At 73.7% G+C, this 12,072-nt stretch carries 12 protein-coding genes; 5 read left to right on the top strand and 7 right to left on the bottom strand.

Annotation, left to right across the window (positions count from 1 at the left end; genetic code table 11):
* The first annotated feature begins 12 nt into the window (after positions 1-12).
* The 4 genes from ccmA to OZ948_08680 all read left to right on the top strand — a co-directional run bounded on the left by ccmA (position 13) and on the right by OZ948_08680 (position 3,293).
* Positions 13-729, top strand: coding sequence for a heme ABC exporter ATP-binding protein CcmA (ccmA, locus tag OZ948_08695; GenBank protein MEB2344805.1), 717 nt, complete (start codon positions 13-15; stop codon positions 727-729).
* Positions 730-771: 42 nt separating this feature from the next.
* A complete protein-coding gene (locus OZ948_08690; GenBank protein ID MEB2344804.1) occupies positions 772-1,437 on the top strand; it encodes a heme exporter protein CcmB in 666 nt (221 codons plus the stop codon).
* A 25-nt stretch (positions 1,438-1,462) separates the two neighbouring features.
* Positions 1,463-2,197, top strand: coding sequence for a cytochrome c biogenesis protein (locus OZ948_08685; protein MEB2344803.1), 735 nt, complete (start codon positions 1,463-1,465; stop codon positions 2,195-2,197).
* A 598-nt stretch (positions 2,198-2,795) separates the two neighbouring features.
* Positions 2,796-3,293, top strand: a complete 498-nt coding sequence (locus tag OZ948_08680) for a hypothetical protein (GenBank protein ID MEB2344802.1) — start codon at positions 2,796-2,798, stop codon at positions 3,291-3,293.
* 111 nt (positions 3,294-3,404) lie between these two features.
* On the opposite strand, the gene OZ948_08675 is transcribed toward OZ948_08680, so the two are convergent.
* The 7 genes from OZ948_08675 to OZ948_08645 are packed head-to-tail and all read right to left on the bottom strand — an operon-like array spanning position 3,405 to position 9,996.
* On the bottom strand, positions 3,405-3,959 hold the full coding sequence (locus tag OZ948_08675) for an NUDIX hydrolase (protein ID MEB2344801.1): 555 nt from the start codon (positions 3,957-3,959) through the stop codon (positions 3,405-3,407).
* Positions 3,960-3,964: 5 nt separating this feature from the next.
* On the bottom strand, positions 3,965-4,858 hold the full coding sequence (gene hisG, locus OZ948_08670; protein ID MEB2344800.1) for an ATP phosphoribosyltransferase: 894 nt from the start codon (positions 4,856-4,858) through the stop codon (positions 3,965-3,967).
* Positions 4,855-5,262, bottom strand: a complete 408-nt coding sequence (gene hisI / locus OZ948_08665; GenBank protein ID MEB2344799.1) for a phosphoribosyl-AMP cyclohydrolase — start codon at positions 5,260-5,262, stop codon at positions 4,855-4,857. Before hisI ends, hisG begins: the two co-directional genes overlap by 4 nt.
* Before the next feature lie 14 nt (positions 5,263-5,276).
* Positions 5,277-7,913 carry a 1-acyl-sn-glycerol-3-phosphate acyltransferase gene (locus OZ948_08660; protein MEB2344798.1) on the bottom strand — a complete coding sequence of 879 codons (2,637 nt, stop codon included), beginning with the start codon at positions 7,911-7,913 and terminating at the stop codon, positions 5,277-5,279.
* Positions 7,914-7,939: 26 nt separating this feature from the next.
* The gene (locus tag OZ948_08655) at positions 7,940-8,785 is read right to left on the bottom strand and encodes an SDR family NAD(P)-dependent oxidoreductase (GenBank protein MEB2344797.1); all 846 of its coding nucleotides are present in this window, start codon (positions 8,783-8,785) and stop codon (positions 7,940-7,942) included.
* 59 nt (positions 8,786-8,844) lie between these two features.
* Entirely contained in the window at positions 8,845-9,720 is an 876-nt protein-coding gene (locus tag OZ948_08650) for a GNAT family N-acetyltransferase (GenBank protein ID MEB2344796.1), read from the bottom strand.
* Between the two features lie 60 nt (positions 9,721-9,780).
* Complete coding sequence (locus OZ948_08645; protein ID MEB2344795.1) at positions 9,781-9,996, bottom strand: biotin/lipoyl-binding carrier protein; 216 nt, start codon at positions 9,994-9,996, stop codon at positions 9,781-9,783.
* 239 nt (positions 9,997-10,235) lie between these two features.
* On the opposite strand from OZ948_08645, the gene ffh reads away from it, so the two are divergent.
* Complete coding sequence (ffh, locus tag OZ948_08640) at positions 10,236-11,768, top strand: signal recognition particle protein (protein MEB2344794.1); 1,533 nt, start codon at positions 10,236-10,238, stop codon at positions 11,766-11,768.
* Positions 11,769-12,072 lie beyond the last annotated feature (304 nt).

The raw sequence follows: 12,072 nt of genomic DNA, 5'->3' as shown, positions 1-12,072 counted from the left end.
GCGGCCGGCCCGATGGCCCCGAGGGCCGTCGCGGTCGCCGCCGAAGGCCTCGGGAAGCGCTTCGGCCCGGTGGTGGCGCTGGCCGGGCTCGACTTCGCGGTCCCGGCGGGCAGCGTGCTCGCCGTGCTCGGCCCGAACGGCGCCGGCAAGAGCACGCTCCTGCGCCTGCTGGCCGGGCTCGCGCGCCCGAGCGCCGGGTGCGTGCGGATCGGCCCGGCCGCCGGTGGCGACCGGCGCCGCGTGCGCGGCCGGGTCGGCTACGTCGGCCACGCGACCTTGCTCTACCCGAACCTGAGCGCGCGCGAGAACCTGGCCTTCGCCGGGCGGCTCTACGGGGTCGCGGACCCCGGGCGGCGTGCCGACATCCTGCTCGCCGAGCAGGGGCTCGACGGGCTCGCCGCGCGGCCGGCCGGATCGCTCTCGCGCGGCCAGGCCCAGCGCCTCGCGATCGCCCGCGGGCTCGTGCACGATCCGCCCGTGGTGCTGCTCGACGAGCCCTTCACGGGCCTCGACCCGACCTCGGCCGATCGCCTCGCCGCGCGCGTGCGCGCGCTCGCCGCCGCCGGCCGCGCGGTCGTGCTCGTGACCCACGACCTTGCCCAGGCCGCGGCGCTCGGCGACCGCGCGCTGCTGCTGGTGCGCGGGCGAGTGGCCTTCGATTCCGCGGGCGCCCCGCCCTCCGCCGCGGCGCTGGAGGCCGCCTGGCGCGCGGCGGGCCCGGCGGCTTGACGCCCCTCGATGTTCTCGCGTGAGCGCTCGGGATCCTCGCGCATGAGCGTCGTGCTCGCGATCCTCTGGAAGGACCTCGTCACCGAGTGGCGCAGCCGCGACCGCGTGGTGGCGATGGCGGTGTTCGCGTTCCTGGTCGTGCTCGTGCTGCACTTCGCGCTGCCCGCGCGCGACGCCGCAGAGGCGCGCCGGCTCGCGCCCGGGCTGCTCTGGGTCGCCTACGTCTTCGCCGCGCTGCTCGGCCTCGACCGCGCCTTCGCCCTCGAGCTCGAGAACGACGCGCTCGCGGGCCTCGCGCTCGCGCCGGCCGACCGCGGCTTCGTCTTCCTCGGCAAGGCGGCCGCGAACCTGGTGATCCTGGGCGCCGTCCAGGCCGCCACCGCGGTGGTCTTCGCGCTGGCCTTCGGCGTCGACCTCGGCGCGATCGCCGGCCGGCTCGCCGCGGTCGTGGCGCTCGGCTCGATCGGGCTGTGCGCCGTCGGCACGCTCTTCGGCGCGATCGCCGTGCGGACCCGCTATCGCGAGGTCATGCTGCCGCTGCTCCTGCTGCCGCTGCTCGTGCCGGTGCTGCTCGGCGCGGTCGACGCGACGGCGGGCCTCCTCGAGACGGGGACGCTACGTTGGCGCGCCGTCCAGCTCCTGGTGGTCACGGACGGCGTGTTCGGGATCGTCTCGTTCCTGGGCTTCGAGTACGTGCTCGACGAGTGACCCCGCGATTCCAGGAGGCGGAGCCATGGCTGCCCGGACGCCGGACCCGGCCGTGGACCGGATCGCCGCGCGCCTGCGGGCGCCGACGGCCTGGCTCCTGGCGGGCCTCGCCGCGCTCTGGATGGCGACCGTCGTGCGCGCCCCCGAGGATGCCGTGCAGGGCGTCATCCAGAAGATCCTCTACCTGCACCCCCCGCTTGCCTTCGCGGCCTACCTCGGCTTCGCGCTGACCGCGGTCGGCGGCGCGCTCTTCCTGTGGCGGGGCGACGACGCCTGGGACCGGCTGGCCCGCTCGGCGGCGGCGGTCGGCGTCCTGTTCTGCACGCTGATGATCCTGACCGGCCCGATCTGGGCGCGCGGCACCTGGGGGCGCTGGTGGTCCTGGGACCTGCGGCTCACGATCACGCTGCTGCTCTGGTTCGCCTACCTGGCCTACCTGCTCCTGCGCAGCTTCACCGAGGGCAGCGAGCGGGCGGCACGCTTCGCCGCCGTCTACGGGATCGCCGGGCTCGCCGTGATCCCGCTCAACTACTTCGCGATCGAGCTGTCGGGTGGCCGCGCCATGCATCCCGACAACCTGGCCGGGGACAGCCTCGGCGCCGGCATGGGCCTGCCCTTCCTGCTCGGGGTGCTGACCACCCTGGCCGCCTTCGCCCACCTGCTCGTGCGGCGCGTCGAGGTCGAGGGCCTCCGGGCGCGGCTCGCCGAGCAGGCCGAGGCCCGTCGGGGTGCCGACGAGGAGGGCCGGTGGGCTACGTGATCGCGGCCTACGGGCTCTCGTTCGCGGTGGTCCTGCTGTACCTCGGCCACCTCGTCCGGGAGCGCCGGCGGCTGGGCCGGGAGCTCGCGGCCGGGGCACGGCGCCCAGGGTCCGCCGACGTGCATCGGGACCGCCTCCGAGCGCGAAATTCCGGTTGACTTTCGCGGCTCTGGCCGGTACAAACGGGCAGCTCCCAAGCCACGGCGAACGCTGTCTCGCCGGCGATTCCGTTCCGTGACTCCCCGACGTGCCCTCCGAGAGCTGGCTTTCACGATCCACGGATTCGAGGACCTGCTTGGCCCCCCTCCCCGGCTGTGAAGCAACTTGCGCGCCGCACGCGATCGCGGCCGGCGTGCTTCCCACTTCCGCACACGACGGGTTCGGCGGGCAGGCCTTCGCGTGCCGGCAGGGGCCGTGCAACGTCGCTTCGATCCGCGCACGCCGGATCGGCAATGGCTCGCGCGCGAGGGCTTGGCACGTGGGCTGCTAGGTCGAAGGGTCGTCCCGCCGTGGAGCGGGCGGCCGGAACGCCAACACTGAAACCCGCCGGCCGGCCCCCCGCCGGAGCAGGGGCGGCGATCCGAGGACGACACCAGGGATGGCCAGCATGAAGCGCGGCGTCGGCTACTGCGAGAACACGGACTGCGAGGACTACGCCAAGGGCGTCTTCCTCCTGAACCACGGCGACACCTTCTACTGCCCGCGCTGCCGGCAGCTCGGCAAGGTCGAGAAGGAGCGCGGGTTCTACACCGGCAACTCGGACGTCTTCAAGGAGGTCCGCGTCGAGTACAACTACGACCCGATCAATGGCGTCTACCGCGAGATCGGGATCGTGCGCGACGAGAGCCTCTGGGGCCGCAACAACGTCTACACGCTGCAGAGCCCGCTGATCAAGACCGAGAAGCGCGCGCTCAAGGTCGCCGAGGCGATCCTCGCCAACCTGAACCGCTACCGGGGGCTGCTCAACGGCGACGAGATCCCGCGCACCACCGAGATCATCCTCTCCTTCGACGAGCCCTTCGAGGAGTTCCAGCGCAAGCTCGGCCAGCTCAGCAAGGAGTGGGAGGCCAGCGGGTTGCGCGAGGGCCGCCGCTAGCGGCAAGACGATTTCCCGGCGCCTCGATTCCCGATTCCAGCTTCGAGCCGCCTTCCGACGGGCCCGGTCGCGAGACCGGGCCCGTTGCGGTTTCGGGGACCGTCCTGCGCGTCAGCGCCCGCCGCGGCGGGCGGCGAGGTCGATCCGCATGCCGGCCAGGATCGCCGCGAGCCCCTGGTGCTCGTGGCGTTCGACGGGCTCCGCGAGCTCGCGGAGCGCGTCCTCGAGCGGACCGCGGAACCATGGGAAGATGCCTTCGGGGAGCGCGCCCGGGGCGAACCACTCGGCGCGCGGCATCTCGCGGCACGGGCGCAGGAGGCCGCCCGTGGCGCGGCACGCGAAGACGCACGCGGTGTGGGCGCGGAAGCCGGTGCGCCGGTAGTCCCCGACGTGGCGCTCGATCACGACCTCGAGCCCGGTCTCTTCGCGCAGCTCGCGGCGCAGCGCGTCCTCGTCGCTCTCGCCGTCGAGGCAGGCGCCGCCCGGCAGCTCCCAGCCGCGCAGCTCCCGGCGCTCGCAGAGCAGGAGCCCGTCCGGCCCCCGCACCACCGCCTGCACGATGCGCGGCCGCCCCGCGCCGCCGGCCGCGCGCGGCGCCAGCGCCTCCCAGCCCACCTGCGCCCAGGCGGGCAGCGCGCCGGCGAGCGCACGCAGGCGCCCCGCCATCGCGCCTAGTCGACGATCTTCGAGAGCGGGTACTCGACGATGCCCGAGGCGCCGCTCTCCTTGAGCTTCGGCAGCAGCTCGCGCACCAGGCGCTCCTCGATCACCGTGTTGAGCGCGACCCAACGCTCGTCGGCGAGCGTCGAGATCGTCGGCGTGGCGAGCGCGGGGAGCTGTTCCAGGACCTTGGCCAGGTGGCTGCGCGGCACGTTCATCATGAGGCCCACGCGGTCGATCGCCGCGATCGCGCCGCGCAGCAGGAGCAGCATGCGCTCCATCTTGTCGCGCTTCCACGGGTCGAGCACGGCCGCCGGGTGTGCGATGAAGCGCGGCGTGCTCTCGAGCACCACGTCGACGACGCGCAGGTCGTTGGCGCGCAGGCTCGAGCCGGTCTCGGAGACGTCGACGATCGCGTCGGCCAGCACGGGCGGCTTCACCTCGGTGGCGCCCCACGAGAACTCGACCTCGGCCGAGACCCCGTGCTTCCGCAGGTAGCCCTTGGTGAGCCCCACCGCCTCGGTCGCGATGCGCTTGCCCTCGAGGTCCCGGACGCCCTTCGTCCGCGAGTCCTCCTTCACGGCGAGCACCCAGCGCACCGGACGGTAGTTGGGCCACGGCGCCCGGAGGTCCGCCAGCTCCTTCACCTTGGCCTTGTTCTCGAGCACCCAGTCGAGCCCCGTGATGCCGGCGTCCATGACACCCTGCTCGACGTAGCGGGCCATCTCCTGGGCGCGAATCAGGATGCACTCGAGCTCGGGGTCGTCGATCGTCGGGTAGTAGGAGCGCGAGGAGATGCCGATCCGGTAGCCGGCGTGCGCAAAGAGCTTCACCGTGGTGTCCTGGAGGCTGCCCTTCGGCACCCCGAGGCGCAGGACGCGCTTGGCGGGCTTTCCCGCGCTCACCGCCCGTAGACCTCGGCGGGGTCGAAGACCTGCTCGCCCTCCTCCACCCAGCGCGCGCCGTCCCAGCGGCGGAAGAAGCAGCTTCGCTGGCCGGTGTGGCAGGCGGCGCGGCCCACCTGTTCGACCTCCAGGAGCACGGCGTCGCCGTCGCAGTCGACGCGCACGCTGGCGAGCCGCTGCACGTTCCCGCTCTGCTCGCCCTTGTGCCAGAGGCCCCGGCTGCGGCTCCAGTAGACGACCTCGCCGCGCGCGAGCGTCTCCCGCAGCGACTGCTCGTTCATGTGGGCGACCATCAGGATCTCGCCGCTCTTCGCGTCCTGCGCGATCGCGACGACGAGGCCGTTGCCCTTCGAGAAGTCGAGAGCAGCGACGAGCGCGTCGGCGGGCGGGGTGTCCGCGGGCATGGCGGCCCGGGAACCTACCCGGCGCGCAGGGCCCCCGCCAGACGTTCGGCGAGCCCGGCGAGCTCCTCGAAGCGCGGCCCGCGCGCGTAGAGCGCCTCGCGTGCCCCTTCGGCGCGCACCTTCTCGAGGATCCCGCGCCGGGCGAGCGCGTCGTAGGCCGCGCTGAAGGTGGCGGGGTTGGCGGCCTCGCGGCCCGCCACCTCGCCCAGGAGCTCGCTGCGCGCGAAGGCCTCGCCGGCGCGCCGCGCGACCTGCCGGCTGGTGCCGAGCTGGGGGTCGGCGAGCGCCGAGTCGAAGGCCGCGGCATACGCCTCGAGCAGGCCGCGCGTCTGCATGGCCAGGCGCCGCAGGTAGGGCCGACCCTTCTCGGTGGCGCGCACGGAACCCTCGTGGCGCTCGATCGCGCCGAGCCGCTCGAAGTAGTCGAGAAAGGCCTCGGCATGGGCTGCCAGCACGAGGCCGCGCTGGGTGAAGAGCTCCTGGTGGAACAGGTCGAGCCAGAAGCGCAGGTCCTCGCGCAGCTCCGCGACGCTGCCGCCGGCCAGCGCGCGGCGGGCCAGGAAGCTCGGCGCGGCCAGGAAGTGCAGGATGCAGTTGCGGTAGAGGTCGAGCGCGCGCCGCGCCCGCTCCTCGTAGAAGAGGATCTCGCCGCGCGGGTCGGGCTGCGACTGCACGAGGTCACTGCGCAGCAGGAACGCGATCGCGTCGTCGAAGTCGCCGAGGTCGCGCGCCAGCGCCGGCGTGATGCGCGCGTCCTGGAGGCGCAGCAGGTCGACGATCTCCTGCATGCGCGCCACCAGCTCGTGGCGGCGCAGGCCGCGCCGGCTCTCGCCCAGGAAGGCAGCGCCCGCCACGGCGGTGGCGTTGGCCACGGTGGCAGCGTTGATGCGCTCGACGATGCGGTTGCCGAGCTCGACGATGAACTGCCGCTTGTCGGCGGCGGCGGCGGGATCGGCCTCGGCGGCGAAGCGCGCCCGGTCGGCACCGATCGACTCGGCCAGCGAGATCGGCTCGCCGAACGAGAGGTGGGCGCTCCCCCAGCGCCGGCGCAGCACCTTCCGCGCGCGCACGAGCCCGAGCATGCTCTCGTCCTGCTTTCTCGCCCCCTCCAGCTCCGACACCATCGCGCCCTCCTCGAGCAGGCGCTCGTAGGTGATCGAGATGGGCACGAAGAAGAGGTCGCGGCGCCCCGAGGCCAGGAAGCCCTCGACGTCCCACGACAGCACGCCGAGCTTGGGCGCCATCGTGCGGCCGGTACGCGAGCGGGCGCCCTCGATGAAGAACTCCTGGGTGAAGCCCTCCTTGACCAGCCAGATCACGTAGGAGCGGAACACCGCCTTGTAGAGCGGGTCGTCGAAGCTGCGGCGCATGAAGAAGGCGCCCACGCGACGGAACACGAAGCCGAAGGGGCCGAAGCCCATGTTCTCGCGCGCCGCGATGTGCGGCGGCACCAGGTGGTTGGCGTAGAACAGCCACGAGAGCAGGAGGAAGTCGAAGTAGGAGCGGTGGCTCGGGACCAGCACGATCGGATGGCGCTTGGCGTACTCCGCCACCTTCTCGAGGCCGCTCGTCTCGATCGAGACGAAGAGCCTGCGGAACAGCACCGTCACGATCGCGTTCACCACGGCCAGGAAGGTCGAGTTCATGTGCGCCGCGATCTCGTGGAAGCACTTCTCCGCGTCCATGCGCGCCTGCTCGACGCTGCGCCCCGGCTCGGCGCCGCGGGCGGCGATCGCCTCGCGCACCTGGGGCTCCGCCAGCACGGCCTCCTGCAGCTTGTGGCGCGGCGGCAGCGTGGGGCCCTCGACCACCTTCTCCTCGCGCCACAGGAACCCGAGGATCGACCGGCGCACCTTGCGGGCAACGGCCTCGGGGCCCTCGCTGCGGCGCTCGCGCACGAAGCCGCTCAGGTCGATCGGGTCGCCGACCTTGACGGCGAGGTTGTGGTAGTTGACCAGGAACGACGCCACCTTCGCGACGTCGCTCGGCCGGGTCGGGGCACCGTAGGCGAGGTTCAGGAAGCGCCGCTCGCTGCGCGGCCCCTTGCGCCAGAACAGCGCGATCGGAACGATGGCAACCGGCGGGCCGGCCTCCCAGACGGCGTCGACGCTCTCGGCGAGCAGGTCGAGGTCGGCCTGCGCCGCGGCCGCGACGGCGCGCCGCCCGAGCAGCCGCGAGCCGAGCCGCTCGGTGCGCAGGAACACGAAGAGCGACGAGCCCGCCGTCACCAGGCGGTGGACGCGCTCGCGCGGGCCGGTGGCCGTACGCCGGCCCCGCCAGGCGCGAAGCCGCGCGCGCAGGGACTGCCAGAGCGGCCGGTAGTAGTCGAAGTGGATCCCGTTCGCGAACGAGGAGAGCCGCAGCCCGTGGCGCAGGAAGAGCGCGTTGAAGAGGAAGTAGTCGAGCCGGCTCGCGTAGCGCATCACGTAGAGCACCGTGCCGGCGCTCTCGAGCGCGCGCAGGCGCGCGACCGTGGCGTCGTCGAGGGTGATGCCGAGGAAGAAGCGGCGCGCGAACCAGCGGAAGAACAGGTTGAAGCGCGGCGCCATCGCCGACAACGGATCCGCGCCCGCGTCGAAGCCCGGATCGGCCGGCTGCCGCCGGTCGCCGCCCGGATCGTGGAGCTCGCGGAGATCGGCCCCCTCGGACATGGGGCGCATGATAGCAGCGCGGGGAGCTAGGCGAGGATCTCGCCGATCCTCCCGGCGATCTCCTCCGGCGACCAGAGGCCCTCCGCCTTCGTCGCGCCCTGCGTGCGCACCATCCGCATCTCCGAGATCTGCCCGCCGCCGACGAAGAAGATCTTCTTGCTCACCTCCTTGGCGAGGTCGCTGGCGAGGTAGACGATCAGCGGTGCGATCTGTTGGGGCGACATGCGGTCCTTGAAGGCCGCGTTCTGCGCGAGCGGCAGGTCCTCGGTCATGCGCGTGAGCGCCACCGGCGCGATCGCGTTCACGCGCACGCCGTACTTGTGCCCCTCGATCGCCAGGCAGCGCGTGAAGCCCGCGATGCCGGCCTTGGCGGCGCCGTAGTTGGTCTGCCCGAAGTTGCCCTCGAGGCCGGAGGTCGAGGAGGTGTTGATGATCGATCCGCCGCGCCCGGCGTCGCGCATGTGGTTGAAGACGGGTCGGGTCACGCAGTAGGCGCCCTTGAGATGGACGGCGATCACCGCGTCCCACTCGGCCTCCTCCATCTTCGCGAGCGTCTTGTCGCGCAGGATGCCGGCGTTGTTGACGAGCACGTCGACCTGGTGGAAGGCGTCGAGGGCGCCCTGCAGGATCGCCTGCCCGCCCGCCACCGTTGCAACGTTGTCGTAGCTCGCGACGGCCGTGCCGCCGGCCTTGCGGATCTCGTCGACCACGCCGTCGGCCATCGAGTGGCCGGTACCGGAGCCGTCGCGCGCGCCGCCGAGGTCGTTCACCACGACCGCTGCGCCGGCCGCCGCGAGGGCGAGCGCGTGCTCGCGCCCGATGCCGCCGCCCGCACCCGTCACGATCGCCACCTTGCCGTCGAGCAGACCCATGGTGCACCTCCTCGCAGGGAGGGGCACTCTAGCGAAGCGTTCCCCCGCGCGGGACCCGTTCAGGCGAAGAGCAGCGTGCGCAGCGTCGCGTGGGGACGGAAGCCGAGCCGCTCGTAGAGCGCGAGCGCGGGCCGGTTGCCCTCGACGACCGAGAGCTGGACGTGCGCGGCGCCGGCCGCGAAGGCCTGCCGGCACAGGGCCCCGACGCCGGCGGCGGCGAGCCCCTGGCGCCGCGCCTCGGGCCACGTGTAGACCCCCTGCAGCAGCCAGCCCTCGGCGAGCCGCACGTCGGCGTAGCCCACCCAGAGCACCCGCTCCGCGCGCTCCGCGAGCAGCGCGCGGCCGAGGCGCGACGCCACCCAGCGCCGGAACCCCCGCGGATCGCCGAGAAAGGGGTCGGGCCGGCGCTCCTCGCGCAGGCTCGCGCGCGCGGCCTCGACGAGCGGATCGAGGTCGGCGGGGCCGGCCGGACGCACGCGCACGCCCGCGGGCGGGTCGGGCAGCCGCGCCTCCGTCGCTCCGAGCACCAGCGACGCCTCGAGCCGGTCCACGAGCGCGCGCCGGCCCCGCCGCGCGAGCTCGTCCCACAGGCGGGCCACGAGCGGCGCCGGGGCGCGCACGAGCCCCGCCGAGAGCGCTCCGAGCGCGCGCAGCAAGGCCCGCGAGGCGTCCCCGTCGAGACCGGCCTCGAGAGCGATCGTGGGGCGTAGCGAGGCGAGCCCGACCAGCACATCGCCCCGCCAGGCGCCCAGCACCTCGGCCTCGACGTCGCCGTGCGCGGGGGCGCCCACCTGGCGCACGAGGTCCATGAGGAAGAGATCGTCACGCGCCTGCGGCCGCAGGTGCGCGAGCGCCTGCTCGCGCTCTCGGGCGCGCAGCGCCCGGACCTCGGGCCCGCCCCCCGCGCGGGCGCTCGGCTTGGATGCAGTGGCCACCGGGCCAGTGTAGATCAAGCGGGCACGGCGCCGATCGAGAGGCACGCCGGGCTCGCCGGGTCAGGTGATCACGGCGAGGACCGCCCCCTCCTCGACGCTCTCGCCCTCGGCCACGCGGATCTCGGCGAGGGTGCCGGCGCAGGGCGCCTCCACCGGGATCTCCATCTTCATCGACTCGAGGATGATCAGCGTCTCGCCCTCCTCGACCGCGTCGCCGACCGCCTTCTCGATCTTCCACACGTTCCCGGTGATCTGCGCCTCGACCCGCGTCGGCATGCCTCTTCCTCTCCGGTGGCTCGGCGCTGGCGCCCATGGTCCGCGTAGGGAGCGCCCGCGCCCTCGCCGCCGGCGTCGGGCGAGCGGAGCGCCCGGTCCTCCGGGCGCGGAGCGCGTAGCGAGCCGCAGGCGGGCGAGGTCGAGCAGGCCGGGCTCTAGCACGGCGGCCGGCGCGACGGCAACGCCCTTCCGGGGTCCGTTATGCTGCCCGGCTCTCCCGTCCGGCCCGGAGGCGCGCGATGCTCGAGACCCTGACCCGCGGCTTCACCGCCGCCCGCGAGCGCCTCCAGGGCGTGCGGGAGCTCTCCGGCGAGAACGTCGACGAGGCGCTGCGCGAGGTCCGCAGCTCGCTGCTCGAAGCCGACGTCGACTTCGCGGTGGTGAAGGACTTCCTGGCGCGCGTGAAGGAGCGCGCGCTCGGCGAGAAGGTGCGCACCCGGGTCCGGGACAAGAGCGGGCGGCTCCTGCGCACGAGTCCGGGCCAGCACTTCGTCGCGATCTGCCAGCAGGAGCTGATCGGGCTGATGGGCCCGGTCGACACCCGGCTCGCGCGCGACCCGCGTGGCGTCACCTCGGTGATGCTCTTCGGGCTCCAGGGCGTCGGCAAGACGACCGTCGCCGCCAAGCTCGCGCGTCACCTCCAGCGCCAGGGGCGCAAGGTGCTGCTGGTGGCAGCCGACGTGCAGCGCCCCGCCGCCGTGCTCCAGCTCCAGCAGCTCGGCGAGCGCATCGAGGTGCCCGTGCACGTGGGCGGCGCCGGCGAGCACCCGCCCGAGATCTGCGCCGCCGCCGCCGAGCGCGCGAAGCGGCAGGGCTTCGACGCCCTCGTCTACGACACCGCCGGCCGGCTCGCGGTCGACGAGGAGCTGATGCAGGAGCTCGCGGAGGTGCGCGGCCGGGTGGCGCCCGCCAACTCGCTGCTGGTCTGCGACGCGCTGATGGGGCGCGACGCGGTGAACGTCGCCAAGGCCTTCTCGGAGCGCATCGCGCTCGACGGCCTGATCCTGACCAAGCTCGACGGCGACGCACGCGGCGGCGCGGCCCTCGCGGTCAAGGCCGTGACGGGTGTCCCGATCAAGTTCCTGGGCACCGGCGAGTCGCTCGACCGGATCGAGACCTTCCGGCCCGAGGGGCTCGCCTCGCGCATCCTCGGCATGGGCGACATCGTGGGCCTCGTCGAGGACTTCGACGCGGTCGTCGACGAGCAGGAGGCCGAGCAGGCCGAGGAGGACGCCGAGCGGATCCTCCGGGGCCGCTTCGGGATGGACGACCTGCTCCAGCAGCTCCGGATCGTCCAGCGCATGGGTCCGCTGCGCGACGTGATGGCGAAGATGCCGGGCTTCGGGAAGCTCGCCGAGCACGTCGACGAGGGCGAGCTCGGCAAGGTGCAGGCGATGATCCACTCGATGACGCCGGCCGAGCGCAGCCGGCCCGAGCTGATCGACCGCAGCCGCGCCTCGCGCATCGCCCGCGGCAGTGGCCGCCAGCAGAGCGAGGTGAGCGACCTCGTGAAGCGCTTCTCCCAGATGCGCGAGATGATGGCGATGATCGGCGGCGGCGGCGCCGGCGGCCTGCTCTCGCGGATCCCCGGCCTCGGCCGGCTCGCGGGCGCCGGCGCCGGCGGCGTCGACCCCTCGCTCTTCGCCGGCCTCGGCGGCCCGACCGGCCGCGCGCGCACCGTCTCCGCGACCACCGAGGCGCGCCGCCGCAAGGACGCCAAGAAGAAGCGCAAGGACGCCCGCAAGGCCCGCAAGAGGGGCCGCAAGCGCTGAGGCCGGGGACCGGCCTCAGCGCGCGCAGCGAGCCGCAGGCGAGCGAAGTCCATCAGGATGCTCTCCCGCTGAGGCCGGGGACCGGCCTCAGCGCGCGCAGCGAGCCGCAGGCGAGCGAAGTCCATCAGGATGCTCTTCCCGAGACCGGGGACCGGCCTCACACGGGGCTGCCAGGAACGCGGCCTCGAGGCCGTCCGCTCGCGGGCGGGAGGAAGGGCCCGCCGGAGCGCCTCGAAGGCGCGCGCGGGTACAGCCTCTCGCGCCTCCGCGGCAAACAAAGCGCGCGTCCGAGTCGAAGCGGAGG

The sequence above is a fragment of the Deltaproteobacteria bacterium genome (genome assembly GCA_035063765.1).
In the GTDB taxonomy this organism is placed as follows: domain Bacteria; phylum Myxococcota_A; class UBA9160; order UBA9160; family PR03; genus CAADGG01.
Note: the sequence above shows the minus strand (reverse complement) of the source record. Positions and strands in the feature narration are given on the sequence as shown.

What these genes read in the sequence shown, in the direction of transcription:
- OZ948_08690 (MEB2344804.1), top strand. Translation starts at nt 772, where the DNA reads ATGAGCGTCGTGCTCGCGATCCTCTGGAAGGACCTCGTCACCGAGTGG.
- OZ948_08680 (MEB2344802.1), top strand. Translation starts at nt 2,796, where the DNA reads ATGGCCAGCATGAAGCGCGGCGTCGGCTACTGCGAGAACACGGACTGC.
- OZ948_08660 (MEB2344798.1), bottom strand. Translation starts at nt 7,913, where the DNA reads ATGTCCGAGGGGGCCGATCTCCGCGAGCTCCACGATCCGGGCGGCGAC.
- OZ948_08655 (MEB2344797.1), bottom strand. Translation starts at nt 8,785, where the DNA reads ATGGGTCTGCTCGACGGCAAGGTGGCGATCGTGACGGGTGCGGGCGGC.
- OZ948_08685 (MEB2344803.1), top strand. Translation starts at nt 1,463, where the DNA reads ATGGCTGCCCGGACGCCGGACCCGGCCGTGGACCGGATCGCCGCGCGC.
- hisI (MEB2344799.1), bottom strand. Translation starts at nt 5,262, where the DNA reads ATGCCCGCGGACACCCCGCCCGCCGACGCGCTCGTCGCTGCTCTCGAC.
- OZ948_08645 (MEB2344795.1), bottom strand. Translation starts at nt 9,996, where the DNA reads ATGCCGACGCGGGTCGAGGCGCAGATCACCGGGAACGTGTGGAAGATC.
- ccmA (MEB2344805.1), top strand. Translation starts at nt 13, where the DNA reads ATGGCCCCGAGGGCCGTCGCGGTCGCCGCCGAAGGCCTCGGGAAGCGC.
- ffh (MEB2344794.1), top strand. Translation starts at nt 10,236, where the DNA reads ATGCTCGAGACCCTGACCCGCGGCTTCACCGCCGCCCGCGAGCGCCTC.
- OZ948_08675 (MEB2344801.1), bottom strand. Translation starts at nt 3,959, where the DNA reads ATGGCGGGGCGCCTGCGTGCGCTCGCCGGCGCGCTGCCCGCCTGGGCG.